Origin of the sequence: Nocardiopsis sp. MT53, assembly GCF_019598965.1 — a bacterium.
Taxonomy (GTDB): Bacteria; Actinomycetota; Actinomycetes; order Streptosporangiales; family Streptosporangiaceae; genus Nocardiopsis; species Nocardiopsis changdeensis.
On record NZ_CP080599.1, the window covers coordinates 3,907,342 to 3,932,458 of the forward strand.

21 protein-coding genes and 1 tRNA gene are annotated in these 25,117 nt (G+C 72.9%); 19 read left to right on the forward strand and 3 right to left on the reverse strand.

Features of this window, described 5'->3' with window-relative positions:
• From mrdA to K1J57_RS17510, 11 genes are all read left to right on the forward strand, one after another.
• Nucleotides 1–2,109, forward strand: coding sequence for a penicillin-binding protein 2 (gene mrdA, locus K1J57_RS17460; RefSeq protein WP_220559631.1), 2,109 nt, complete (start codon nt 1–3; stop codon nt 2,107–2,109).
• Between the two features lie 3 nt (nt 2,110–2,112).
• A complete protein-coding gene (rodA, locus tag K1J57_RS17465) occupies nt 2,113–3,282 on the forward strand; it encodes a rod shape-determining protein RodA (RefSeq protein WP_220559632.1) in 1,170 nt (389 codons plus the stop codon).
• 91 nt (nt 3,283–3,373) lie between these two features.
• Nucleotides 3,374–5,311: a TIGR03960 family B12-binding radical SAM protein gene (locus K1J57_RS17470; RefSeq protein ID WP_220559633.1), complete on the forward strand. Its 1,938-nt coding sequence runs from the start codon at nt 3,374–3,376 to the stop codon at nt 5,309–5,311.
• A gap of 998 nt (nt 5,312–6,309) precedes the next feature.
• Nucleotides 6,310–7,065, forward strand: a complete 756-nt coding sequence (locus K1J57_RS17475; RefSeq protein ID WP_255646394.1) for a TIGR03936 family radical SAM-associated protein — start codon at nt 6,310–6,312, stop codon at nt 7,063–7,065.
• A 161-nt stretch (nt 7,066–7,226) separates the two neighbouring features.
• A complete protein-coding gene (locus tag K1J57_RS17480) occupies nt 7,227–10,295 on the forward strand; it encodes an Rne/Rng family ribonuclease (protein WP_220559635.1) in 3,069 nt (1,022 codons plus the stop codon).
• 355 nt (nt 10,296–10,650) lie between these two features.
• Nucleotides 10,651–10,962, forward strand: coding sequence for a 50S ribosomal protein L21 (gene rplU / locus K1J57_RS17485; protein ID WP_220565608.1), 312 nt, complete (start codon nt 10,651–10,653; stop codon nt 10,960–10,962).
• Between the two features lie 13 nt (nt 10,963–10,975).
• Nucleotides 10,976–11,236: a 50S ribosomal protein L27 gene (rpmA, locus tag K1J57_RS17490; protein WP_073380480.1), complete on the forward strand. Its 261-nt coding sequence runs from the start codon at nt 10,976–10,978 to the stop codon at nt 11,234–11,236.
• A 132-nt stretch (nt 11,237–11,368) separates the two neighbouring features.
• Entirely contained in the window at nt 11,369–12,733 is a 1,365-nt protein-coding gene (gene obgE / locus K1J57_RS17495) for a GTPase ObgE (protein WP_220559636.1), read from the forward strand.
• Nucleotides 12,734–12,825: 92 nt separating this feature from the next.
• Nucleotides 12,826–13,989 carry a glutamate 5-kinase gene (proB, locus tag K1J57_RS17500; RefSeq protein WP_220559637.1) on the forward strand — a complete coding sequence of 388 codons (1,164 nt, stop codon included), beginning with the start codon at nt 12,826–12,828 and terminating at the stop codon, nt 13,987–13,989.
• A gap of 75 nt (nt 13,990–14,064) precedes the next feature.
• Entirely contained in the window at nt 14,065–14,586 is a 522-nt protein-coding gene (locus K1J57_RS17505) for a hypothetical protein (RefSeq protein WP_220559638.1), read from the forward strand.
• An 86-nt stretch (nt 14,587–14,672) separates the two neighbouring features.
• Nucleotides 14,673–15,560 (forward strand): alpha/beta hydrolase fold domain-containing protein, encoded by an 888-nt coding sequence (locus K1J57_RS17510; protein WP_220559639.1) that lies wholly within the window; start codon nt 14,673–14,675, stop codon nt 15,558–15,560.
• Nucleotides 15,561–15,605: 45 nt separating this feature from the next.
• Here K1J57_RS17510 and K1J57_RS17515 read toward each other — a convergent pair whose 3' ends face one another.
• Nucleotides 15,606–16,355 carry an SDR family oxidoreductase gene (locus K1J57_RS17515; protein WP_220559640.1) on the reverse strand — a complete coding sequence of 250 codons (750 nt, stop codon included), beginning with the start codon at nt 16,353–16,355 and terminating at the stop codon, nt 15,606–15,608.
• Nucleotides 16,352–17,176, reverse strand: a complete 825-nt coding sequence (locus tag K1J57_RS17520) for an SDR family NAD(P)-dependent oxidoreductase (RefSeq protein WP_220559641.1) — start codon at nt 17,174–17,176, stop codon at nt 16,352–16,354. Before K1J57_RS17520 ends, K1J57_RS17515 begins: the two co-directional genes overlap by 4 nt.
• A 189-nt stretch (nt 17,177–17,365) precedes the next feature.
• Here K1J57_RS17520 and K1J57_RS17525 point away from each other — a divergent pair, with 189 nt between their 5' ends.
• The 4 genes from K1J57_RS17525 to K1J57_RS17540 all read left to right on the forward strand — a co-directional run bounded on the left by K1J57_RS17525 (nt 17,366) and on the right by K1J57_RS17540 (nt 21,367).
• Complete coding sequence (locus tag K1J57_RS17525) at nt 17,366–17,812, forward strand: type II toxin-antitoxin system PemK/MazF family toxin (RefSeq protein ID WP_220559642.1); 447 nt, start codon at nt 17,366–17,368, stop codon at nt 17,810–17,812.
• Nucleotides 17,813–17,985: 173 nt separating this feature from the next.
• Nucleotides 17,986–19,260: a glutamate-5-semialdehyde dehydrogenase gene (locus tag K1J57_RS17530; protein ID WP_220559643.1), complete on the forward strand. Its 1,275-nt coding sequence runs from the start codon at nt 17,986–17,988 to the stop codon at nt 19,258–19,260.
• A 284-nt stretch (nt 19,261–19,544) separates the two neighbouring features.
• Nucleotides 19,545–20,516, forward strand: a complete 972-nt coding sequence (locus K1J57_RS17535; RefSeq protein ID WP_220559644.1) for a hypothetical protein — start codon at nt 19,545–19,547, stop codon at nt 20,514–20,516.
• A gap of 119 nt (nt 20,517–20,635) precedes the next feature.
• Nucleotides 20,636–21,367, forward strand: coding sequence for a S9 family peptidase (locus K1J57_RS17540; RefSeq protein ID WP_220559645.1), 732 nt, complete (start codon nt 20,636–20,638; stop codon nt 21,365–21,367).
• 81 nt (nt 21,368–21,448) lie between these two features.
• On the opposite strand, the gene K1J57_RS17545 is transcribed toward K1J57_RS17540, so the two are convergent.
• A complete protein-coding gene (locus tag K1J57_RS17545) occupies nt 21,449–22,498 on the reverse strand; it encodes a M48 family metallopeptidase (RefSeq protein WP_220559646.1) in 1,050 nt (349 codons plus the stop codon).
• A gap of 351 nt (nt 22,499–22,849) precedes the next feature.
• Between K1J57_RS17545 and nadD the strand changes: the two genes are divergently transcribed.
• From nadD to K1J57_RS17565, 4 genes are all read left to right on the forward strand, one after another.
• Nucleotides 22,850–23,470 carry a nicotinate-nucleotide adenylyltransferase gene (nadD, locus tag K1J57_RS17550; RefSeq protein WP_255646395.1) on the forward strand — a complete coding sequence of 207 codons (621 nt, stop codon included), beginning with the start codon at nt 22,850–22,852 and terminating at the stop codon, nt 23,468–23,470.
• 17 nt (nt 23,471–23,487) lie between these two features.
• Nucleotides 23,488–23,886: a ribosome silencing factor gene (gene rsfS / locus K1J57_RS17555; protein ID WP_220559649.1), complete on the forward strand. Its 399-nt coding sequence runs from the start codon at nt 23,488–23,490 to the stop codon at nt 23,884–23,886.
• Nucleotides 23,887–23,926: 40 nt separating this feature from the next.
• Complete coding sequence (locus K1J57_RS17560; protein WP_220565609.1) at nt 23,927–24,550, forward strand: histidine phosphatase family protein; 624 nt, start codon at nt 23,927–23,929, stop codon at nt 24,548–24,550.
• A gap of 80 nt (nt 24,551–24,630) precedes the next feature.
• Nucleotides 24,631–24,703, forward strand: a tRNA-Ala gene (locus K1J57_RS17565).
• Nucleotides 24,704–25,117 lie beyond the last annotated feature (414 nt).

Here is a 25,117-nt window from a genome sequence, read left to right on the forward strand (position 1 = left end):
GTGCGACGACCTCCCGTGGACCCGGCCCTGGCCGGACCGCGCCTGGGGCGCACCGGCCTCGTGCTCGCGCAGATCCTCGTGGTCGCCCTGTTCGCCGTCCTGGGCGCGCGCCTGTGGTACCTCCAGATCCCGATGGCCGACCACTACCGGGACCTGGCCGTCGCCAACCACCACCAGCGGCTCGTCGTGCCCGCCACCCGCGGCCAGATCCTCGACGCCACCGGCCGCCCCATGGTCGCCAACCGCACCGAGCTCGTGGTCTCCGCCGACTACCACGAGCTCCTGGGCATGGACGACGGCGGCGAGAAGGTCCTGACCGACCTCTCCGAGGTGCTCGACGTCCCGGTGGAGCAGCTCCGGCAGCGCATGCGCCTGTGCGGGCCCGAGGTGGAACGGCCCTGCTGGCCCGGCTCGCCCTACCAGCCGGTCACCCTGGCCGAGGACATCGAGCCGTCCGTCGCGCTGCAGATCATGGAGAGCTCCGACGACTTCCCCGGCATCACCGCGCAGGCCCACGCCGTGCGCGAGTACCCCAACGGCGCCCGGGCCGGGCAGGTCCTGGGCTACCTCCAGCCCGTCACCCAGGAGGAGCTGGAGGCGCGCGAGGAGCTGCGCACCCAGTTCACCGGCATCGACCAGGTCGGCCGCGACGGCCTGGAGGCGGTCTACGACTCGCAGCTGCGCGGCATCGCGGGCGTGCGCACCCTGGGCGTGAACAACCACGGCGAGGTCATGGACGTCATCTCCGACCGTCCGCCCCAGGCGGGGATGCACATCGTCACCCACCTGGACATGGGCGTGCAGGAGATCGTGGAGGAGGCGCTGGCCGAGGGCATGCGGGGCGCCCGCCCCCGGTACAAGGCCGACTCCGGCGCCGCCATCGTCATGGACGTGCGCAACGGCGGCATCGTCGCGATGGCCAGCCTGCCCACCTACGACCCCGCGATCTGGCAGGGCGGCATCGACCAGGAGACCTTCGACGAGCTGCTCAGCACCGAGGCCGGCGAGCCGCTGCTGTCGCGCGCCGTCCAGGGCCAGTACCCGCCCGGCTCCACGTTCAAGGTGTCGTCGCTGTCGGCCGCGGTCGAGAACGGCTACTCGCTGCGCAGCACCTACGCCTGCCCCGGGTCGGTCAACATCGCCGGGCAGAACTACCAGAACTACGCGGGCGGCGGGCACGGCACCATCAGCCTGCACCAGGCCATCGTGGTCTCCTGCAACACGATCTTCTACAACTTCGGCTACCAGCTCTGGCTCAAGGACGGCGGCCTCGAACCCGAGGGCGAGCCCAAGGAGGCCATGGCGGAGATGGCCCGCGGGTACGGGTTCGGCGCCCCCACCGGCATCGACCTGCCCTACGAGACGAGCGGGCGCATCCCCGACCGCGAGTGGAAGCGCACCTTCTGGGAGGAGACCCGGGAGAACAACTGCCGCCGCGGGGAGGAGGGCTACCCCGAGGTGGCCGAGACCAACCCGTCCCATGCCGCCTACCTCAAGCTCCTGGCCTACGAGCAGTGCGTGGAGGGGTTCCAGTGGCGGGCCGGCGAGGCCGTCAACTTCGCGATCGGCCAGGGCGACGTGCTCGTCAGCCCGCTCCAGCTGGTCCGCGCCTACGCCGCCATCGCCAACGGCGGCACCGTGTACGAGCCCCGGGTGGCCCGGGCCCTGGTCTCGGCCGACGGCAGCGTCGTCGAGGAGATCGAGCCGGTCGTCGCCGGGAGGGTGCCGGTGAAGGACGAGACCATCCGCTACCTCCAGAACGCGCTGGAGGAGGTCCCCAAGACGGGTACCGGCGGCGGCGCCTTCGCGGGCTTCCCGCAGGACAAGGTGTCCATCGCGGGCAAGACCGGTAGCGCCGACGCCCAGAACCGGCAGGTGTCGTCCTGGTTCGTGTCCTACGCGCCCGCCGACGACCCGCAGTTCGCCGTGGTCGTGTTCGTCTCCCAGGGCGGTACCGGCGGCACCACCTCCGCGCCCATCGCCCGGAAGATCTACGAGGGCATCTACGGGTTCGGCGACTTCGACGAGCCCGCCCTGCCCGGCGGCGAGCCCCGCGCCGAGCTGCCCGAGGTCCGCTCCGACGGCTCCATCGACCCTCTGGACCGGTGACCCATGACCGTACACGTCCCGCGCAGGATCGACCTGGGCCGCACCGCGGTGACCGCCGCGGGCGCCGCCCGCAGGCTGGACTGGGTCCTGGTGCTGGCGGTGGCCGCGCTGTGCGCCATCGGCTGCCTGCTGGTGTGGTCGGCCACCCAGCCCGGCGACGGCGGGAACCCGCTGGACTCCACCGAGCACCTGCGCAGGCACCTGGCCCACCTGGCCGTGGGCTGGGCGGTGTGCCTGGCCGTGGCCGCCGTCGACTTCCGGACGGTCCGCGCGTACGCGCCCATCGTCTACGTGGTCACCGTCATCGCGCTGATCCTGGTGCTGACACCGCTGGGCGCCGTCATCAACGGCTCGCGCGGGTGGATCGTGGTGGGCGGCTTCCAGTTCCAGCCCAGTGAGCTGGCCAAGGCGGGCCTCATCCTGGTGCTGGCCACCCTGCTGGGGGAGCCCCGCGACGGCGAGACCCGGCCGATGACCAGGGACGTGCTGTTCTGCCTGCTGGCGCTCGCGGTACCGCTCTCCCTGGTCATGCTCCAGCCCGACCTGGGGACCACACTGGTACTGGGGGCCATCTTCCTGGGGATGCTGACACTGTCCGGGGCCCCGGTCTTCTGGGTGGCCGGGATGCTGCTGTCGGGAGTGGTGGCCGGCTTCTGCGTCTGGTGGTTCGACATGCTGGAGCCCTACCAGCTGGACCGCATCGCCACGCTCGTGGACCCGTCGGCGGACCCGCAGGGCGCCGGCTACAACTCCAACCAGGCGCTCATCGCCGTCGGATCGGGCGGGTTCGACGGGACCGGGCTGTTCCAGGGGGAGCAGACGCACGGCCGGTTCGTGCCCGAACAGCACACGGACTTCATCTTCACGGTCGCGGGGGAGGAGCTGGGGTTCGTCGGGGCCGGGCTGGTCATCGGCCTGTTCGCGGTGATCCTGTGGCGGATCCTGCGCATCGCCCTGGGCTGCGACCAGCCCTACCCGCGCCTGCTGTGCGTGGGGGTGGCGTCGTGGTTCGGGTTCCAGACCTTCATCAACATCGGCATGGGGCTGGGGATCGTCCCGGTGACCGGGCTCCCGCTGCCGTTCGTCTCCTACGGGGGCACGGCGCTGCTGGCCAACCTGCTGGCGCTGGGACTGGTGCTCGGGGTGAACTCCCGGGACCGGGGGTTCGAATAGGGCCTGTGGAGAACCCGGGACCGGGGGTCGCGGCGCCGGTAGCCTGAAAGGGCAGATCCGTCCCCGTCCGCCGATCGAAAGTCTCGAGGCCATGACCGTCGAAAGCCTCTTTCCGCGACTGGAGCCCCTGCTGGCCCGGGTGGGCAAGCCCATCCAGTACGTGGGCGGTGAGCTCAACTCCGTCGTCAAGGAGTGGGACGACACCCGGGTGCGCTGGGCGCTGATGTACCCCGACGCCTACGAGGTGGGGGTGCCCAACCAGGGCGTCCAGATCCTGTACGAGGTCCTCAACGAGCGCGAGGGGGTGCTGGCCGAGCGCGCGTACGCGGTCTGGCCGGACATGGAGGCCCTGCTGCGGGAGCACGGGGTCGAGCACTTCACCGTGGACTCCCACCGGCCGCTGGGCGCCTTCGACATCATCGGGGTCAGCTTCGCCAGCGAGATGGGCTACACCAACCTGCTCACGGCGCTGGACCTGGCCCGCATCCCGCTGCGCACGGAGGACCGGCGCGAGGGGCACCCCGTCGTGCTGGCCGGCGGGCACTCGGCGTTCAACCCCGAGCCCATGGCCGACTTCCTGGACGCGGTGGTGCTCGGCGACGGCGAGGAGATCAGCCTGGCCATCACCGAGATCGTCCGCGAGTTCAAGGACGAGGGGGAGCCGGGGGGACGCGACGGGCTGCTGCTGCGGCTGGCCGCCACCGGCGGGGTGTACGTGCCGCGCTTCTACGACGTGGACTACCACGAGGACGGGCGCATCGCCGCGTACACGCCCAACCGGCCGGGCGTGCCCGAGACGGTCCTCAAGCACACCGTCATGGACCTGGACCGGTGGCCCTACCCGAAGAAGCCGATCGTGCCCACCGCGGAGTCGGTGCACGAGCGCTACAGCGTGGAGATCTTCCGCGGCTGCACCCGCGGCTGCCGCTTCTGCCAGGCGGGGATGATCACCCGGCCGGTGCGCGAGCGCAACAAGGAGACCGTCACCTCCATGGTCCGCGAGGGGGTGAAGAACTCCGGCTTCCAGGAGGTGGGCCTGCTGTCGCTGTCCAGCGCCGACCACAGCCAGATCAAGGACATCGCCAAGGAGCTGGCCGACGGCTACGAGGGCACCAACACCGGGCTGTCGCTGCCCTCCACCCGGGTGGACGCCTTCAACATCGACCTGGCCAACGAGCTCACCCGCAACGGCCGCCGCTCGGGGCTGACCTTCGCCCCGGAGGGCGGCAGCGAGCGGATGCGCCGGGTCATCAACAAGATGGTCACCGAGGAGGACCTCATCCGCACGGTCACCGCCGCCTACGCGGCGGGGTGGCGGCAGGTCAAGCTGTACTTCATGTGCGGGCTGCCCACCGAGGAGGACGAGGACGTGCTGGCCATCGCGGACCTGGCCACCGAGGTCATCCGCACCGGCCGGGAGGTGACCGGGCGCCGGGACATCCGCTGCACGGTGTCGATCGGCGGGTTCGTGCCCAAGCCGCAGACCCCGTTCCAGTGGGCGGCCCAGACCCCGCACGAGGTGGTGGACGCCCGGCTGCGCAAGCTGCGCGACCGGCTGCGCTCGGACCGCGCCTACGGCAAGGCCATCGGGCTGCGCTACCACGAGGGGCGGCCGTCGATCATCGAGGGGCTGCTCTCCCGGGGCGACCGCCGGGTGGGCCGGGTCATCGAGGAGGTGTGGCGCTCGGGCGGCCGGTTCGACGGCTGGAGCGAGCACTTCTCCTACGACCGCTGGGCCAAGGCGGCCGAGGTCGGCCTGGCCGGGTACCCGGTGGACGTCGACTGGTACACCACCCGGGAGCGGGACGAGGACGAGGTGCTGCCCTGGGACCACCTGGACGCGGGACTGGACCGCTCCTGGCTGTGGCAGGACTGGCAGGACTCCCTGCACGGCGAGGAGTCGCTGGAGGTCGACGACTGCCGCTGGAACCCCTGCTACGACTGCGGCGTGTGCCCCAGCATGGGCACCGAGATCCAGATCAACGCCCCGGCGGAGGGCCGCCCGACCCTCCCGCTCACCGTCATCTGACCCCTGCCCTGGCCGTCGGCGCCCCGGCGCCGGCGGCCGGGGAGCGCTCCGGGGCCCGGTGCGCAGAGGGGAGCGGGTGAGAGTTCATTAGCTGTACCGCCGTTTTCCGGTCCGGGGCCGGGGCCCGGTGCGCAGAGGGGAGCGGGCGAGGGCCCCTCAGCCGTACCGCCGCTTCCGGCCCGGGGCCAGGGGTGGAGCGGGGAGCGGGTGAGGTTCCGTCAGCCGTACCGCCGCTTCCGGCCCAGGGCCGGGGCCCGGTCGGCAGAGGGAACGGATCGGTGCGGGCCCTTCGCTGTGCCCTGCGGTCGCCGCCCGCGTCGCGCGGCCGTCCCCGCGCGGCAGCGGGGCACCCGCGGTGATCGGTGGTCCCCGCCCGTCTCGCGCGGCCGGATCCGGCCACAGGGGCGTATCGGGTGCTCCGGCTCGGGAGGGGGAGGCGCCCGACGGGGGCGCGGAGGCGGTGGAGTACGATGCCCGCTCCGGGCGCCGCCTGTGCGGCGGTCCTCGACCCTGTGAAGGGGAGCGCCCGGGGGAGAAGGTGTACGGCCCGGCGCCCCGCTCGCGCCGGGCCGTACGTGTAATAGGACTCGCGGCCCCGTGGGGGGGTTGCCATGGGTCCGGGATTTTCTTCGGATTTTTTTTCCGGCCCCCCGCGTTCCGGTGGTGAACACTTGTTCACCCGGCGCGCAAACCCCGCAGCGGCCCGTCCGGAGTCCCATCGGGACTTTTCGAGCGCAGGTCAGTGGGGCAGATACGGGATGCGTGGTCCTGTCGGACGCACGTGCAACGGAGCACCCGCCGGTTCGCCGGTCCAGGTGCACCACCGCGCACCGTACGCTGAACAGGACGAGGAACAGTCCCTCACCGGCCGCCCCGCGGCCGCTCCGAGGGGCATGAGGAAAGGAGTTGAGCTGCCCCCCGCACCCGAGGGCACCACTTCACCCTCCACCGCCGCATCCGGACAACGGCTCCGCGTCCGCTACGCCAAGCGCGGACGCATGAGGTTCGCCAGCCACCGGGACATCGCCCGGGCGCTGGAGCGAGCCCTGCGCCGGGCGGACGTACCGGTGGCCTTCTCCGCCGGCTTCTCGCCCCACCCGAAGGTCTCCTACACCGGCGCCGCCCCCACCGGGGTCGCCAGTGAGGCGGAGTATCTCGAACTCACCCTCGCCCAGGAGCGGGAGCCCGCCCGGGTCGGGACCGACATCGACGCGGCCATGCCGGACGGCATCGACATCATCGAGGTCGTCGAGGCCCGCGTGCCGGGACTGGCCGAGCGGCTCCAGGCCTCCGTATGGCGGGTGGAACTGGACGGGGTGGGAGCCGACGAGGCGGAACGCGCCGTCGGGGCCTACCTGGCGGCCGAGACCGTCGAGGTGGAGCGGATGACCAAGAAGGGTCGCCGCCGCTTCGACACCCGGCCGGCGGTGGTCGGAATCGACGTGTGTCGTGATCCCGGGCGCGCCCCGAGGGAGCAGGACACCACATATGCCATACTTCGGATGGTCGTACGGCACACCACACCGGCCGTTCGACCGGACGACGTGCTGACCGGCCTCCGCCATGTGGCCGACCTCGCGCCGCAGTCACCGGTGACGGTGACCCGGCTGGCGCAGGGGCCGCTGAACGAGGCGACAGGTGCGATCGCTGACCCGCTCGCCGTGGACCGAAACGACTCCGGACCGGCGGACGACGCCGAGGAGCGGGGCGACAGCGCACCACAGCCGTCGGCGCCCATGACGGGACCGCGCTGATGAGCGGCCCCGAAGCGGGGAACGTGGGCGCCACCACAGGACTTTGCCCCGACGGCACCCCGGTGCCGTCGGCGCTGACACTGCGACGACAGTTCCCGTGAGCCGCGCCGCCGACCGAGAGGTCGCGGCGCGCCCGGGGACTTTGACGGGAGACCGCCCGGATGCTCGACAACGAGCCCAACAACGGTGCAGACGACACCGTGGGTACAACTGAAACAACCGAAACGAGGGCGGCGACGTCCCCCGTGGGGGGAGGCGAGGTGCGCGTGACCACGCGCGCACCGGCCAAGGGCGTGCGCCGCGCGGCAGGACCGCCCCCCGAGCCGGACGACGTCTTCGTCCCCCCGGCCAAGCCCGTGACCACGCTCGCGGGCTCCGGTGAGGGCGGCACGGTCAAGGTCACCTCCGCGACCCCGGTGCGGCGACGCACGGTGCGCGTCGAGGACCGGCCGCTGGACGTCCCCGCGACCCCTGCGACGGCCCCGGCCGGGCCGGAGGAGAAGGACGGGCCCGCGGCCGCCGAGCCCGCCGAGCCCGTCAAGAAGACCCGCACGCGCCGCACCCGCGCGGCCGCGGCCGAGACCTCCGCGGCCGCCGAGCCCGAGCCCCGGACCCGTGCGCGCCGCTCGCGCACGCGCGCCGCCGCCGAGCCCGAGGCCGCGCCCGAGACCACCGCCGTCCCCGAGGCCGGGGACGAAAGCGAGGAGGAGGCCGCCCAGGTCGGCACCGTCTTCCAGGCACCCTCCATGCTCTTCCAGCCGCCCGTGGCCGCCGCCCCGCCCGCGGCCCCCGCGCCCGTCGAGGCCGACACCGAGGACGGTGTCGTCGACGAGGACGAGGAGGACGAGGACGCCGCGGAGGACGAGATCGCCGAGGAGACCGGCGCCGAGGACTCCGCCGAGGAGCGGCCCGGCCGCCGCCGTCGCCGCCGCGGCGGACGGGGCCGCGGACGCTCGCGCTCCGGCGACGACGCCGATGACACCGAGGTCCCCGACGAGGCCGAGGCCGCCGCCGAGGAGGCCGAGCCCGAGGACTCCGCCGACACCGCCGAGGAGGACGAGCGCGGCGGGAGCCGGCGTCGCCGCCGCCGTCGCCGCCGCTCCGGTGGCGCGGGGGGCGAGGCCACCTCCGACGACCCGCCCAACACCGTGGTCCGGGTCCGCGAGCCGCGCCAGGAGCGGCCCATCTCGGACGAGGTCCAGGCCGTGCGCGGGTCCACCCGCCTGGAGGCCAAGAAGCAGCGCCGCCGCGAGGGCCGCGAGCAGGGCCGCCGCCGTGCCCCGATCGTCACCGAGTCGGAGTTCCTGGCCCGCCGCGAGGCCGTCAAGCGCGACCTGGTCATCCGCCGCACCGGCGACCGCACCCAGATCGCCGTCCTCGAGGACGACATCCTCGTCGAGCACTACGTCGACCGCGCCACCCACCGCTCCTACGTGGGCAACGTGTACCTGGGCCGGGTGCAGAACGTGCTGCCGTCGATGGAGGCCGCGTTCGTCGACATCGGCAAGGGCCGCAACGCCGTCCTGTACGCGGGCGAGGTCAACTGGGACTCGTTCGGCCTGGAGGGCCAGCCCAAGCGCATCGAGTCGGTGCTCAAGTCCGGCCAGTCGGTCCTGGTGCAGGTCACCAAGGACCCGATCGGCCACAAGGGCGCCCGCCTGACCAGCCAGATCAGCCTGCCCGGCCGCTACCTCGTGTACGTGCCCGGCGGTTCGATGACCGGCATCAGCCGCAAGCTCCCCGACAAGGAGCGCGCCCGCCTCAAGCAGATCCTCAAGAAGGTCATGCCCTCCGGAGCGGGCGTCATCGTCCGCACCGCCGCCGAGGGCGCCAGCGAGGAGGAGCTGGAGCGCGACATCTCCCGCCTGGCCAACCAGTGGGAGTCCATCAAGCGCAAGTCCAAGTCGGCCAACGCCCCGGCCCTGCTCAACAGCGAGCCCGACCTGACCATCCGGGTCGTGCGGGACGTGTTCAACGAGGACTTCTCCAGCCTGGTGGTCTCCGGCGACGAGGCCTGGGACACCGTGCACGACTACGTCGAGCACGTGGCGCCCAACCTCGCCGAGCGGGCCTCCCACTGGACCGAGGACCGCGACGTCTTCGCCGCCTACCGGATCGACGAGCAGATCAACAAGGCGCTGGACCGCAAGGTCTGGCTGCCCAGCGGCGGTTCGCTCATCATCGACCGCACCGAGGCGATGACGGTCGTCGACGTCAACACCGGCAAGTTCACCGGCCAGGGCGGCAACCTCGAGGAGACCGTCACCAAGAACAACCTGGAGGCGGCTGAGGAGATCGTCCGCCAGCTCCGGTTGCGCGACATCGGCGGCATCATCGTCATCGACTTCATCGACATGGTCCTGGAGTCCAACCGCGACCTGGTGCTGCGGCGGATGCTGGAGTGCCTGTCCCGGGACCGCACCAAGCACCAGGTGGCCGAGGTCACCTCGCTGGGCCTGGTGCAGATGACCCGCAAGCGGGTGGGCCAGGGCCTGCTGGAGGCCTTCTCCCACACCTGCGAGCACTGCAGCGGCCGCGGCCTGATCCTGTCCACCGAACCGGTGGAGGGCAAGGGCGCCGCCGCCGGCAACGGCGGTGGCGGCGGCCGCAAGAAGAAGGGCAAGGGCAAGGGCGAGGCCGAACAGGCCGAGACCCCCGCGGCGCCGGACACGGCGGCCGAGGAGCCCGAGCCCGCCGAGCCCGAGGCCCCGGCCGCGGAGGAGGCCCCCGAGCCCGCCGCCAAGGCCGACAAGCCGGCCAAGAAGTCGGAGAAGAAGTCGGCCAGGACCAGGAAGGCCGCCGAGGCCGAGGTCGAGGCGGAGGAGCAGGCCGAGCCCAAGCGGACCCGCAAGCGCACCACGCGCTCGCGCAAGGCCGCGGAGGACACGGTGGTCGAGACGGCGGTCGAGCAGGTGGCCGAGGTCGCTCCGGCCCCCGAGGCGGCCGACGGGGCCGCGGAGGCCCCCCGGGCCGCCGAGGAGCCGCAGGAGGCCGCCGCGGCGGCCGCGGACGAGGCACCGGCCGAAGAGGCCGCGGCCCCGCGCCGGACCCGTCGCACCGCGACCCGGCGGACCGCCCGTGCGGCCGCCGAGGCCGTGGGCGAGCCGGAGACCGTGACCGAGGCCGCGGCGCCGGCCGAGGGCGACGAGGAGGCCGGAGAGCGGCCCAAGCGCCGCCGCACCCGGCGGACCAGGGCGGCGGCCCCGTCCACCGCCGTGGACGCCGGCTGAGCCCGGCCGGGACGTGGGCCCGGTCCGGGCCGGGGTTCGCCCCCGGCCCGGACCGCGGCACGTGTGCAGGCCCGTGGCGGGGCGATGGTAACCTGATGGACGGTGCGTCGGCGCGCTCCTCGTGATCGCGCGCCCCGACACCAAGTGCTCTCCACGCAGGGTTTGTTTCCCTCAGATCCCCGCGCCCCGCTACAGGCAACAGTGGATCGTGGAACGAGGACTCCCCGGGTTCCCACACGGGGCGGTCCTCCCGGCCCGCCCGTCAGGGCACCCGGCCGGACCCGGACCCCGAACACATGTCTCGGGGATTGGTCCCGAGCATTATTCGTTGAGCGAGCAGGAAGAGAGTTACGCGGTGTACGCGATCGTGCGGGCGGGCGGCCGTCAGGAGAAGGTGTCCGTCGATGACGTCCTGAACATCGACAAGGTCTCCGCCGAGGCCGGCGCCACCATCACGTGGCAGCCCATCCTCGTCGTGGAGGACGGCAACGTCGTCAGCGACACGGACAAGCTGAGCGGCTACACGGTCACCGCCGAGGTTCTCGGCGAGACCAAGGGCCCCAAGATCAACATCCTGAAGTACAAGAACAAGACCGGTTACAAGAAGCGCCAGGGTCACCGCCAGAAGCACACCCAGGTCCGCGTCACCGGCATCTCGGCGAAGTAGGAGGATCTGAGAGATGGCACACAAGAAGGGCGCATCGTCCAGCCGTAACGGCCGCGACTCGAACGCCAAGCGCCTCGGTGTCAAGCGCTTCGGCGGCCAGGCCGTCCAGGCCGGCGAGATCCTCATCCGCCAGCGCGGCACCAAGTTCCACCCCGGCGCCAACGTGGGCCGCGGCGGTGACGACACGCTGTTCGCGCTGGTCGCCGGCGAGGTCAAGTTCGCCAACTTCCGCGGCCGCAAGGCCGTGAACATCGTTCCCGCCGCCGCCGAGTAGGTCGCGCGCGAACGTTCGTTGTGCACAGGGGCGGGCCAGGGAACACTGGCCCGCCTCTGGTGTTGTCACCAGGTGACGCACACATTTCCCATCGGGCCGCCCCGCGGCCGGAGCAGTGAACCGAGGAGAACCATGCCCGACTTCGTCGACGAGGCGGTCTTGCACGTCAAGGCCGGGAACGGCGGGCACGGCTGCGCCTCCGTCCACCGCGAGAAGTTCAAGCCGCTGGGCGGACCGGACGGCGGCAACGGCGGCCGGGGCGGCGACGTCGTCCTGGAGGTCGACTCCCAGACCGCCACCCTGCTGGACTACCAGCGCCGCCCGCACCGCAACGCCCAGAACGGCACCCCCGGCATGGGCGGCCACCGCAGCGGCGCCAACGGCGACGACCTGGTCCTGTACGTCCCCGACGGCACCGTGGTCACCCGCATGGACGGCGAGGTCGTCGCCGACCTGGTCGGCCACGGCACTCGCCTGGTGCTGGCCCAGGGCGGCAGCGGCGGCCTGGGCAACGCCGCGCTGGCCTCCAAGAAGCGCAAGGCCCCCGGCTTCGCCCTCAAGGGCGAGGAGGGCGAGGCGTTCGACGTGCGCCTGGAGATGAAGACCATCGCCGACGTCGGCCTGGTCGGCTTCCCCAGCGCCGGGAAGTCCTCGCTCATCGCCGCCATGTCGGCCGCCCGGCCCAAGATCGCCGACTACCCGTTCACCACCCTGATCCCCAACCTCGGCGTGGTCGAGGCGGGCACCACCCAGTACGTCATCGCCGACGTTCCCGGCCTCATCCCCGGCGCCAGCGACGGCAAGGGCCTGGGCCTGGAGTTCCTGCGCCACATCGAGCGCTGCTCCACCCTCCTGCACGTCCTGGACTGCGCCACCTACGAGCCGGGCCGCGACCCGGTCAGCGACCTGGAGGCCCTGGAGGCGGAGCTGACCGCCTACGGCGAGGCCACCGGCGTCGACCTGTCCGACCGCCCGCGCATCGTCGTCCTGAACAAGGTCGACGTGCCCGAGGCCCGCGAACTCGCCGAGCTCGTCGCGCCCATGCTCACCGAGCGCGGCTACCGGGTGCTGGAGGTCTCCGCGGCCTCCCGCGAGGGCCTGCGCGAGCTGTCCTTCGCCCTGGCCGAGCAGGTCTCCGCGGCCCGTGAGGCCGCTCCCGCCGCCGAGCCCACCCGCATCGTCATCCGGCCCAAGATGATCGGCGACGTGCCCTTCGAGGTCGTCCCGCTGGGGGACAACGCCTTCCAGGTCCGCGGCGAGAAGCCCGCCCGCTGGGTGCGGCAGACCGACTTCTCCAACGACGAGGCCGTCGGCTACCTCGCCGAGCGCCTCAACCGCCTGGGCATCGAGGAGGAGCTGGCCAAGGCCGGGGCCACCGAGGGCGCCGAGGTCCACATCGGCACCGACGAGGACTCCGTGGTCTTCGACTGGGACCCGTCCCTGGACGCCGAGGCCGTCCCGTCCGGCCCGCGCGGGACCGACGCCCGGCTGGGCTGAACCGCGCGGGGAAGCATCGGCCCGGCCGCACAGGCGAGACGGGCGCGGCTCCGCCGCCCGGACCGCGCCCTCGGATGGAAAGCCCCCATACGGTGCACAGCGCAGAACAACTGGAACAGACCGGCTCCCGGGAAGAGGCCCGCGGGCGCGCGGCCGTGGCCGCCGCCCGCCGGGTCGTCGTCAAGGTGGGGTCGTCGTCGCTGACGACCCCCGACGGCCGGATCGACTCCGGCCGCATCCGGGACCTGGTCGAGGTGCTGGCGTCCCGCCGCGCCCTGGGCCAGGAGGTCATCCTGGTCTCCTCCGGCGCGGTGGCCGCCGGCATGACCCCGCTGGGCATGCGCACGCGCCCCCGCGACCTGGCCTCCCAACAGGCCGCCGCCAGTGTCGGACAGGGGCTGCTGCTGGCCGCCTACACCGCGGAACTGGCGGGCCACGGCATCAACACCGCCCAGATCCTGCTCACCGTCGAGGACCTGATGCGGCGGGTGCAGCACCGCAACGCCCAGCGCACGCTGCGCCGCCTGCTGGACATCGGCGCCCTGCCCATCGTCAACGAGAACGACACCGTGGCCACCCACGAGCTGCGGTTCGGCGACAACGACCGGCTGGCCGCCCTGGTCGCACACCTGATGAAGGCCGACGCCCTGGTCCTGCTGTCGGACGTGGACGCCCTCTACGACGGGAACCCGGCCGAGCCGGGCTCCCGGGTGGTGGGCCTGGTCTCCGGGCCGGACGACCTGGAGGGCATCGACATCGGCTCCTCGGGCAAGCGCGGTGTGGGCACCGGGGGCATGGTCACCAAGGTGGCCTCGGCGCGCATCGCCACCGAGGCGGGTGTGAACACACTGCTGACCTCCGCGGCCAACGCCCGCGCGGCGCTGGCGGGGGAGGGGGTCGGCACGCTCTTCGCCGCCGCCTCGGGACGGCGCCCCTCGGTCCGCCAGCTCTGGCTGGCCCACGCCACCGCCGGGCGCGGCAGCCTGGTCCTGGACCCGGGCGCGGTGGCCGCGGTGGTCCGGGACAAGGCATCGCTGCTGCCCGCCGGGGTGGTGGACGTGCTCGGGGAGTTCAGCGCCGGGGACCCGGTGGACCTGCGCGACGAGCAGGGCGCCGTGGTGGCCCGCGGCCTGGTCAACTACGACTCCGCCGAGGTGCCCGACCTGATGGGCCGCTCCACCCGGTGGCTGGCCCGGGAGCTGGGCCCCTCCTACGAGCGCGAGCTGGTCCACCGCGACGACCTCGTCGTCCTGTGACAGCGGCCGCGTGACGCCCGCCCCGTGACACCGCCGCCCGCGGAACCGCGCGGGCGGCGGCGCCGTCACACCGGCATGAGCGAACGCGCGCAGGAGGCCCGGGACCGCTGGCGCCGTCTGGCGGGGGCCGTCGCCGACCACGCCCACGAACGGCTCGAGCCGGTGTGGACCCGCACCGGCCTGCTGACCTCGCTGGAGCTGTCCTGCACTGGGGTGGTCCCCTACCACGAGGGGGCGGACCCCGAGGCGGCCCTGCTCCGGGTGTACCGGGCGATGTGGCCCAAGGCCCGGGTGGAGATCCGCACGCTGGTCCCGGACCGGGGGTGGTGGCGCAGGAGCCTGGTGCGCAACGCGACCGGCCGGGCGCGGGACTCGCAGGAGCACCCCGTCCCCGGCCACGCCGCGATCATGGCCGAGGTGGCCGGGATCCTGTCCGACGTCGCGGACGAGGTGGAGGCCGAGCTGGGGGAGGTGCGCCGCTCCTTCACCGCGACCGGCAGGGTGGGCGACTGCTGCGCGTACGACTTCGCCTGGGTCGACCACCTCCTGCTCACCGACCGGTGGGCCTGCGTGATCCACATGGGGGAACTCGACTGACCCGGATTCCGGGCCCGCGCCTCCCCCGCCCGGTGACGGGGGTATGGAAAAGTCGGGTTCGTGCACGTTCGGAGAAGGAGTTCCCCATGCAGAGTCTGATGGCGCGGCTGCTGTCATTGGCGCTGCGTGTGGCGCGCAAGCGCCCGATGGGCTCGGTGGAGAGCGCCCGGGAGTGGCTGTACGAGCCCAAGGACGACCCCGCGCCGCCGCACTGGGTCTCCCAGCGGCACTGGATCGGCCTGCGGACGGTCGCCGGCTTCCCCGTCTACACCGTCCTGCCCAAGGACACCGAGAACCCGGTGAAGGCCGTGCTGTACGTGCACGGCGGGACCTACGTCACCGAGATCTCCGCGTGGCACTGGGTGCTAGTCTCCCGGATGGCCGACACGGGCTGCCGGGTGGAGGTGCCGCTGTACGGACTGGCCCCCGAGCACACCTACCGGGAGGCCTTCCCGTTCCTGACGGAGGTCTACCGGGAGCTGACGGCGGACGTGGCACCGGAGCGGACCGCGTTCGCGGGCGACTCCGCGGGCGGGGGGCTCGCGCTGGCCCTGGCCCAGACCCTGACCGGCGCGGGGCTGCCCGAACCGGCGCGGCTGATCCTGATCTCCCCGTGGGCCGACCTGACGATGTCCAACCCCGAGATCGCCGAGGTGGACGAGCGCGACCCCTGGCTGAGCCCGGTAGGGATGCTGGAGGCGGCGAAGTCCTGGTCGGGCGGCGACGACCTGTCCCTGCCCCGGCTGAGCCCGGTGTACGGGGAGCTGGCGACCCTGCCGCCCATGGACCTCTACATCGGCACGCGCGACGTGCTGCTGCCGGACACCCGTCGGCTGCGGGACCTGGTGGCCGAGGTCGGGGGCACGGTCCGGCTCAGCGAGGAGGAGGACGCCTTCCACGTCTACCCGCTGGTCCCCGTCCCCGAGGGCGGCCCGGCGCGGGCTGAGATCCTGCGGACCGTCCGGGACCTGTGAGCGCCCGCGGCGCCCGGCGCCGGGCCGGGCGCAGCGGGCGCGGGGTCAGGTCAGGCGCCGCACCACCGACAGCGGCAGCCGCTTCATCAGGAACCCGATCGGCGCCCACGGCCAGGCGGGGACGTACGCCTTGGCCCTGCGCTTCTCGATGGCGGCGACCATGGCGCGCACCCCGGTCCGGGTGTCGACCATGAACCGGGTCCTCTGCTCGACCCGCTCGTTCATCTCGGAGCGGATGTAGCCGGGGTGGACGACCGACACGTCCACGCCCGGGACGCCCTCGGCCCGCACCCCCTCGGCGAGGGCGGACACGCCCGCCTTGGTGGCGGCGTAGACGGTCATGGACCGGCGCATGCCGCGCAGCGCCGACATGGACGAGATCACCACCAGGTGGCCGCGGCCCTGCTCCCGGAAGATCTCCAGGGCCGCCTCCACCTGGGCCAGCGCGCCCACGAAGTTCGTCATGGCGGTCTGCCGGTTGGCGTCGAACCGGCCGGTGCCCAGTGCCGCGCCCTTGCCCAGCCCGGCGTTGACGATCACCCGGTCCACGGAGCCCAGCTCCGCGGCGAACTCGCCGAAGACCCGGAAGACGGCCCCGTCGTCGGTGACGTCCAGGGCCCTGAGCACCACGCGCCGGCCGGGGTGGGCGGCGGCGATCTCCTCGCGCAGCCCCTCCAGCCGGTCCGTACGCCGGGCGCACAGGCCCAGGTCGTAGCCGAGCGCGGCGAACTGGCGGGCCATCTCGGCCCCCAGCCCCGAGCTGGCCCCGGTGATGACGACGGTCCCCCTGCTCACACCCGCTCCTTCGGGGTGGAACCGCCGACGCGCTTGAGCATCTGCCCGGCCACCGCCCGCATGGCCCGGTCGTACAGGGGGCGGGCCAGCCGCTTGGCCCAGAACGCGCCCCTGGCCTGCGCGTCGGGGAGGATCAGGTGGGTGCCCCGGTCCACGGCCCGCACCACGCGGGCGGCGATGTCCTGGGCGCCCAGGTGCGACCCGTTGATGAGCGCGACCGCGCTGCGCTCCACCTCGGGGTCGCTGCCGCGCAGCGACGCGGCCAGGTTGGTGCGGAAGAACGAGGGGCACACCACCGATACCCGCACCCCGAACGGGTGGAGCTCGTGGAGCAGGGTCTCGCTGAGCGCGACCACGGCCGCCTTGGTGGCGTTGTAGGAGCTCATCGCGGGCGGGTGGACGAGCCCGGCGGCCGAGGCGGTGTTGACGATGTGGCCCGACCCCCGGCGCTTGAACAGCGGGGTGAAGGTGCGGCAGCCCCGCACCACGCCGAACAGGTTGATCTCGGTGATCCAGCGCCAGTCGTCCATGCCCAGGACGTCGATGCGGCCCCCCGCGGCGACCCCGGCGTTGTTGACCAGGACGTCCAGGCCGCCCCAGTGCTCTTCGACCCAGGCCAGGGCGCCGGCCCAGTCGTCGTCGGAGGTGACGTCCAGGCGCAGGTAGTCGGCTCCGGCGGGCAGGCCCGCGGGGGCCCCTTCCGCCAGGTCGGTCGCCAGGACGCGGTCGCCCCGGGCGTGGAACTCCGCGACCAGGGCGGCGCCCAGTCCGGAGGCGCCGCCGGTCACCAGCACGGTGCGGGGGGTGGGGGAGGTGGTCATATCCGGCTCCGTGTTCCATCGGTCCGCTGTCGAACGACGGGAACCCGGTGCGCCGGGCCGGGTCCGTCAGCGGGCGCCCGGCTCGCGGCGGGGCGCCGTGCCCACGATCCTAGTGAACGCCGTTCGGCGGCCCCGGGCCGGTCCCGCGCACGGGCGCCCGAGCCCGGCCCGGGCCCCTATCATGCGGGGATGAGCGAACGGACGATGCACCGCAGCGACGACCACCCCCACCGCGGCGAGGTACGGGAGATCCCCACCTCGGAGAGCGCCACCAGGCTCGTCTACGCCCCCGAACGGGACGGTCTGGCCGACGCGGGCGAGATCGTGTGGACCTGGGTCCCCTTCGAGGAGGACCCCTCGCGGGGCAAGGACCGGCCGCTGCTGGTGGTGGGCCGCCGGGGCCGCCGCCTGCACGGGCTGATGCTGTCCTCCCAGCGCCCCGAGCAGTGGGAGCGCCAGGACTGGCTGCCCATCGGCTCGGGCCCCTGGGACCGCGAGGGCCGCGACTCCTTCCTGCGGGTGGACCGCCTGTTCGAGTTCGACGAGGACGACATCCGCCGCGAGGCCGCCATCCTGGAGGAGAAGGTCTTCTGGCTGGTCGCCGACGTCCTGCGCAGCCGCTACGGCTGGACCTGAACCCGCGCGCCCGGTCCGGCCCCGGGACCGGACCGGGCGCCGTCCCACCCTGTGGAATTCCCCGGGCGGTGCGGGGGCCGGATGGATAGGCTGGAGCATCACCCCGGCCCGGTCCTTCGACGCGGCAGGACCCGGGCGTGCGGGGCCCTCCCCGATCCCGAGAGAGTAACGCCATGAGTGACATCGAGCGCGAGGTCCGCGCGGTAGCCGAACGTGCGGGGGACGCGGCGGCCGACCTCGCCCCGCTCAGCCGGGCGGTCAAGGACGCGGCCCTGGAGGCGATCGCCGACGCCCTGGTCAAGCGGGCCGACGAGATCACGGCCGCCAACGCCCAGGACGTGGCGCGGGCCCGTGAGGACGGCACCTCCGAGGCCATGATCGACCGCCTCACGCTGAACCCGCAGCGCATCGAGGCGATCGCCGACGCCGTCCGGGAGATCGTCGAGCTGCCCGACCCGGTGGGCGAGTCCGTGCGCGGCGGGGTGCTCCCCAACGGCCTGGACCTGCGCCAGATCCGTGTTCCGCTGGGCGTGGTCGGCATCATCTACGAGGGCCGCCCCAACGTCACCGTGGACGCCGCCGCCCTGTGCCTCAAGAGCGGCAACGCCGCCCTGCTGCGCGGCTCCTCCTCGGCCTACGACTCCAACACCGCCATCGTCGGCGTCATCCGCGACGCCCTGGCCGGCACCGGGGTCCCCGTCGACGCCGTGCAGCAGGTGCCCGGCCGCACCCGGGAGTCCTCCCTGGCGCTGATGCGCGCCCGCGGCCTGGTCGACGTCCTCATCCCGCGCGGCGGCGGCTCCCTCATCCAGGCCGTGGTCCGCGACTCCACCGTCCCGGTCATCGAGACCGGGGAGGGCCTGTGCCACGTGTACGTGGACGCCGAGGCCGACCTCGACAAGGCGGTGGCCATCACCGTCAACGCCAAGGCCCAGCGCTGCTCGGTGTGCAACTCCGCCGAGACCCTGCTGGTGCACGAGGCCGTCGCCGAGGAGTTCCTGCCGCGGGTGCTGGCCGGGCTCGCGGAGGAAGGGGTGACCGTGCACGGCGACGCCCGGGTGCGCGAGGTCGCCGCGGCCCACGGGTCGCCCGCCGAGGTCGTCGAGGCCACCGAGGAGGACTGGGCCACGGAGTACCTGTCCCTGGACCTGGCGGTCCGGGTCGTGCCCACCGTGGACGAGGCGCTGGCGCACATCCGCCGCTACTCCACCAAGCACACCGAGGCCATCGTCACCGACTCCCTGAAGACCTCCCGGTACTTCGTGTCCCGGGTGGACGCGGCCGCGGTCATGGTCAACGCCTCCACCCGGTTCACCGACGGCGGCGAATTCGGTTTCGGCGCGGAAATCGGCATCTCCACGCAGAAACTGCACGCCCGCGGCCCGATGGGCCTGACCGAGATGACCTCGACCAAGTACGTCGTGACCGGTGACGGCCATGTGAAGTGAGCCGCCGCCGCCCGTGCGGGCCGCCCTCGGACAGCGTCCGGGGGCGGCCCGCGGCGTATCCGGACCGGTCCGCCGGGGCCGGTCGCCGACGGTGCCCGGCCTCCGTTGTCACCTGGAACGTTTTCCCAGAGGAAACCTGGACAGAAGCGAATCTTCTCTCAGCGAGTATTCCCAAAGCGACGAGAGGTCGGTAATTTCACTGGGGTGTCTTACGACGCTCTTACCCCGCTCGAAGCACCCCGGGAGCGTCACCCCCACGGTCACGACGAAAGGAATCCCCCCGCATGAAGATCCGGAGCTCGGTCGCGGCCGCGGCCACGGCAGCCCTGGCCGTCGGCGGTGTCACGCTCATGGCCGCTCCCGCTCAGGCGGACCTGGTCACGCTCTGCTCGGGCCACGGCGGCGCCATCACGCTGCCCACGGACCTCGCGGTCCCCGCCGGCAAGAGCTGCTTCCTGGACGGCACCGTCATCCAGGGCGACGTCACCGTCCGCAAGGGCGCGAACCTGCACATCCTGGGCGGTGAGATCCAGGGCCAGGTGATCGTCCAGCAGGACGGCTACTTCGACGCCTCCGAGACCACCGTCGACGGCCGCGTCGTCAACCGCGGCTCGTACGGCAGCTACCTGGAGGACAGCACCGCCGGTGACGCGCTGCGCACCGTTCCGGTCGAGGGCGCGGCCAACGACGGCTTCGCGTTCGTCGTCGACTCCTCCGTCAAGAGCATCAACGCCGAGACCGGCGCCGTCTACGTCGAGGGCTCCCGGGTCGGCGGTGCCGTCAAGGGCACCGGCGTCGAGTACGTCGACATCTACGACTCCGTCGTGCGCGGCGCCCTGACCGTCAGCGGCTCCACCGGCGGCGGCATCCTCTGCGACAGCGAGGTCCTCGGCGCGGCGTCCTACACCGACGGCGCCGGCCCGGTGGCCGTCGGGGCGGGCGAGCAGGAGGGCTTCTGCTCGTCGGTCAACTACATCGACGGCACGCTGACCGTCACCGGCATCTCCGGTGGCGCCTACATCGACAACAACATCATCGGCGGCGACCTGGCCGCGTCGGGCAACACCCCGACCGCCCAGGTCGGCGACAACAACCGCGTGCGCGGCGACATCCTCACCCAGGAGGTGGCGCTGCGCTCCTTCAGCACCGCCGTGACGGAGGAGTTCGAGGCGCACCAGGAGGGCCTGGTCGAGGAGGTCGAGGCCGCCCGCGCCGAGACCGTCGACGAGGCCATGGCCGCCGGCCCGGCCTTCTAGGACCGAGGACAGCGGTACCCCTCCACGCGCATCGGCGCCGCCGGCACAGTGCCGGCGGCGCCGATCCCCGTCCGCGGCCTGCTACGGTGCGGGCGACGACGGCGTCGCGAGGAGACCCCATGCCCACCACCGAACGCTACGGCGACCACCCCAGCGGGATCGCCCACCGATGGGACCCCTCGGACGGGGGGACGGGCCCCGCCCCGGTGGCCGTGCTGCTGCACGGCGGCTGGTGGCGCGACCTGCACGACGCCTCCCTGATGGACCCGCTCGCCCGCGACCTCACCGCGGCGGGGTGGGCGGTGTGGAACGTCGAGTACCGGCGTACGGGGGAGGACGGCGGCGGCTGGCCGCAGACCCTCGACGACGTGAACGCGGCCCTGCGGTGGATCGGCCGCGCCCTGCGCGCGGCGCCCGAGCGGTACGACGGCGCCCGGGTGACGGCCGTCGGCCACTCCGCGGGCGGCCACCTCGCCCTGCTCAACGCCCTCGACCCCGACACCCCGGTCACCGGGGTGGTCGCCCTGGCGCCCATCACCGACCTGGAGCGCTGCGCCCGGGCGGGGCTCGGCGAGGGGGCGGTCGGACCGTTCCTGGGGCCGCGGCCCGGCGCGGGGGCGTACACGGAGTCCTCGCCGCTGCACCGGGTCCCGCTCGGACGGCCGCAGCTGGTGGTGCACGGCGACGCGGACCAGCGGGTCCCGGTCGAGCACAGCCGCGACTACACGGCGGCGGCCCGGGCGGCGGGAGACCGGGTGGAGTACCGGGAGCCTGCGGGGGCCGACCACTTCGCCGTCATCGACCCGGGGCACGCCGCCTGGGGCGAGGTCCGCTCCCACCTGGGGGTCTGACCGGGCGGGGCACCCGGCCGGGCCCGGAAAGGGCGAAGGGGCGGCCCGTGGGGCCGCCCCCGTCCATCCGCCCCGCGGGGCCTAGTTGTCGGAGTTCCGGTTCTGGCCGCCCGACCCGTTGCGCCAGCGGTCGGCCACCGTGTCGAAGATCTTCCCGCCCGCGCTGGCCGCGCTGCCCGCGACGTCGCGCAGGGTGCCCAGCAGCGGGTCGCCGGTGCGCTCCCACGACTCCTTGTACGACTTGGCGGCGTTGCGCGCCTCCTCGCCGACCCGGGCGTCCTTGTCGGTGGAGCGGCGCGGGTAGTCGCCGTTGAGGATGCGCTGGTAGGAGCCCTCCTCCACCCAGCGATTGAGCTCGGCCATGCGCACCACCGCGAACGGGTGGGTCTGCCCGACCAGGCTGAGCAGCTTGAGCAGGCCGTCCCGGGCGTCGCCGCCGCTCTCGTACTCGCGGGCCTGCTCCAGGAACGAGTCCGGGTTCATCTCGGCCAGGCGCGAGCCGCCCGCCAGCTTCATCAGCGCGCGCTTGCCCGCCTCGGGGTCCTGGGCGGCGAGGATGCCCGCGCGGTCGCAGGACAGCTCGGACTTGCGGTACCACTCCTCCAGCGCGGCCACGATGGCCTGGAGGCCGATGTAGCCCAGCGGCACCCACGCCACCCGGGTGGCCAGCCGGATCAGGGCCAGCAGCATGGTGCGGTACACGGCGTGGCCGCTGAGGATGTGGCCGACCTCGTGGCCGATGACGAACCGCTGCTCGTCGGCCTCCAGGAGGTCGAACAGGCCCGTGGTCATGACGATGAACGGCTTGTGGCTGCCGATCGCCATGGCGTTGGGCTTGGGGTTCATCTGGATGTAGAGCTCGGGCACCTCGTCCATGTCCAGGACGTAGGCGGCGTCGCGCACGTAGTCGTACACGTGCGGGAACTGCGTGGGGCCGACGCGGACCGCGCTGGACAGGAACATCAGGCGCAGGGCGCGCTCGTTGAACAGGCCGGAGAGGCGTTTGAAGACCTCGTCGAACCCGCGCAGGGAGCGCAACGCGACCAGGGCGCCGCGGTCGGCGGGATGCTCGTAGGCGCGGGGCGAGATGTCGGAGAGCCGGACACGGACGCGATCTGGTGAGTTGGGCATACCGGCATGCTATGCGCCGGGGTCGCGCTTGGCCACGGTTTCGGGGCAACGAGATATGACGCGTTTCCCGGGCGGGGGTGCGGACCCCGGAGGGAACCGGCGCGGAACCCGAGGTGGCGGCGGTGAAGGGGGTGACCGGAGAGGGGGAGGGGCCGCCGGCGGCATCGGGGGAAGGTCAGGGGGATCCCGGGGGCGCCTCAGGGACGGGGCCCGCCCCCGCCCGCGGGAAGGAAGCGGGGCGCACCGTCGTTGTGCCTGTGCACCGGGGGACGGGGGCGGGGTCCCCCGGGGGTGTCGGCTAATCTCGGTTGGCCGATTCCGGCACGCCGGACCGAGGAACGGAGCAGTCGAGTGGTGCACGAGGACAACGGGCAGCGGGGACGGCCCCCCCGCGTCGGTATCATGGGCGGCACCTTCGACCCCATCCACCACGGCCATCTCGTCGCGGCCAGTGAGGTCGCCCACCTCTTCGAACTGGACGAGGTGGTGTTCGTCCCCACGGGCAGACCCTGGCAGAAGGACCCGGAGAAGGTCACCCCGCCCGAGGACCGCTACCTGATGACGGTCATCGCCACGGCGGAGAACCCGCAGTTCCGGGTCGACCGCATCGAGATCGACCGCGAGGGGCCCACCTACACGATCGACACACTGCGCGAACTGCGGGCCGCCTACGGCCCCGAAGTGGAGCTGTTCTTCATCACCGGGGCCGACGCCCTGGGTGCCATCCTGGGCTGGCACAACGCGGACGAACTTTTCGAGCTCGCGCATTTCGTAGGCTGTAACCGGCCCGGTCACCGGCTCAGCGACTCGGGACTGCCCGAGGGCAAGGTCTCCCTGGTGGAGGTCCCCGCACTGGCCATCTCCTCGACCGAGTGCCGCGAGCGCGTCCGCAAGGGCGAGCCCATCTGGTACCTGGTCCCGGACGGCATCGTCCGCTACATCAACAAGACCGGGCTTTACCGAGAAAGCTGAAAGGCAGCAAGCACAACGTGACAGCCACCGACAGGGCGCTGGAAATGGTCAAGGTCGCCGCCGAGGCCGCCTCCGACAAGCTCGCCCAGGAGATCATCGCCTACGACGTCAGCGAGCAGCTCGTCATCACCGAGGCCTTCGTCCTCTGCTCGGCGCCCAACGACCGCCAGGTCCGCGCGATCGTCGACGAGATCGAGGACCGGCTGCGCCTCCAGGCGGGCGCCAAGCCCGTCCGCCGCGAGGGTGAGCGCGACGGCCGCTGGGTCCTGCTGGACTACGCCGACATTGTCGTGCACATCCAGCACGAGGAGGAGCGCGGGTACTACGGCCTGGAGCGGCTGTGGAAGGACTGCCCGACCATCGAACTGCCCGAGAACGCCCGCGGCGCCGAGCGCACCCCGCTCGACGAGCAGTAGCCGGCCCCCGGAACACCCCCGAGTGGAGAGACGCACCAAGGTGACCGACACCCGTCGCGTGCTGTTCTGGCGGCACGGCCGTACCGCCTGGAACATGGAGAACCGCTTCCAGGGCCAGACCGACATCGAACTCGACAAGGTGGGGCACGCCCAGGCCGACCGGGCGGGGCGGCTGCTCGCGACCCTGGAACCCGACCTGATCGTGGCCTCCGACCTCAAACGGGCCGCCGACACCGCGGGCTACCTCGCCCGCGCGACGGGACTGCCCATCGAGTTCGACAAGGGCCTGCGCGAACGGTTCGGCGGATCCTGGGAGGGGTTCACCGGCAAGGAGCTGGCCGAGCGCTGGCCCGACCGGCACCCGCGCATGGACATCCCCGACGGCGAGCCGATCGCCGAGGTCGGGGACCGCATGCACACGGCGGTGGGCAAGGCGCTGGCACGGACCCCCGAAGGGGGGCTGCTGGTCGTGGTCAGCCACGGGGCGGCGCTGCGCGTGGGCATCTCCCGGATGCTGGGGATCCCCGACGAGCAGCGCGAGATCCTCGGACCGCTCAGCAACTGCTGCTGGTCGGTGCTCCAGCAGCGCCGGGGGCACTGGAGGCTCATGGAGCACAACGCGGCGAGCCTGCCCGAGCCCGTCGTGCTCAGCGACGACGCGTAATCCGTTTCGACGTTCGCACCGGATTCCGCTATGGTGTGGGAGTCGGCAGCGCACGGCAGTGCGAGGTCCGACTCCCACAAGGGGCTATGGCGCAGTTGGTAGCGCGCCTCCATGGCATGGAGGAGGTCTGGGGTTCGAATCCCCATAGCTCCACTCGACTCTGAGACGACCCTGCTCGCGCGTTGGACGCGCTCGCGGGGTCGTCTTCGTCGTGCCTGCCGGGGGGAGACCCCCCGAACCCCCCGAGGTGACCCCCTGTGGCGGGGGCCGGGTGCATCGTGGATCTCGGCGGTGGGCGGTCTTGTATCGTTCGCGGGCTGCGCCCGCGGGGTCTTCTTCGAGGTGGCCCATTGTGGCGGGGGCCGGGTGCATCGTGGGTCTCGGTGGTGGGCGGTCTTGCGTCGTGTGCGGGCTGCGCCCGCGGGGTCTTCTTCGAGGTGGCTCATTGTGGTGGGGCCGCGTGGGTCGAGGGCCTCTGGGGTGGGGGGTCGGGGGATCTCGGTGGTGTGCGGTTCGGGTGTCGGGAAGGGGCGGGGGGCTCCGTCCCCGGGGTAGGAGTGGGGACAC

Excerpts from the sequence above, each read along its gene's own strand:
- K1J57_RS17525 (WP_220559642.1), top strand. The coding sequence starts at position 17,366 with ATGAGCGAACGGACGATGCACCGCAGCGACGACCACCCCCACCGCGGC.
- K1J57_RS17510 (WP_220559639.1), top strand. The coding sequence starts at position 14,673 with ATGCAGAGTCTGATGGCGCGGCTGCTGTCATTGGCGCTGCGTGTGGCG.
- K1J57_RS17470 (WP_220559633.1), top strand. The coding sequence starts at position 3,374 with ATGACCGTCGAAAGCCTCTTTCCGCGACTGGAGCCCCTGCTGGCCCGG.
- rpmA (WP_073380480.1), top strand. The coding sequence starts at position 10,976 with ATGGCACACAAGAAGGGCGCATCGTCCAGCCGTAACGGCCGCGACTCG.
- K1J57_RS17480 (WP_220559635.1), top strand. The coding sequence starts at position 7,227 with ATGCTCGACAACGAGCCCAACAACGGTGCAGACGACACCGTGGGTACA.
- K1J57_RS17540 (WP_220559645.1), top strand. The coding sequence starts at position 20,636 with ATGCCCACCACCGAACGCTACGGCGACCACCCCAGCGGGATCGCCCAC.
- K1J57_RS17545 (WP_220559646.1), bottom strand. The coding sequence starts at position 22,498 with ATGCCCAACTCACCAGATCGCGTCCGTGTCCGGCTCTCCGACATCTCG.
- K1J57_RS17505 (WP_220559638.1), top strand. The coding sequence starts at position 14,065 with ATGAGCGAACGCGCGCAGGAGGCCCGGGACCGCTGGCGCCGTCTGGCG.
- K1J57_RS17530 (WP_220559643.1), top strand. The coding sequence starts at position 17,986 with ATGAGTGACATCGAGCGCGAGGTCCGCGCGGTAGCCGAACGTGCGGGG.
- K1J57_RS17535 (WP_220559644.1), top strand. The coding sequence starts at position 19,545 with ATGAAGATCCGGAGCTCGGTCGCGGCCGCGGCCACGGCAGCCCTGGCC.
- rodA (WP_220559632.1), top strand. The coding sequence starts at position 2,113 with ATGACCGTACACGTCCCGCGCAGGATCGACCTGGGCCGCACCGCGGTG.
- K1J57_RS17475 (WP_255646394.1), top strand. The coding sequence starts at position 6,310 with ATGAGGTTCGCCAGCCACCGGGACATCGCCCGGGCGCTGGAGCGAGCC.
- K1J57_RS17520 (WP_220559641.1), bottom strand. The coding sequence starts at position 17,176 with ATGACCACCTCCCCCACCCCCCGCACCGTGCTGGTGACCGGCGGCGCC.
- obgE (WP_220559636.1), top strand. The coding sequence starts at position 11,369 with ATGCCCGACTTCGTCGACGAGGCGGTCTTGCACGTCAAGGCCGGGAAC.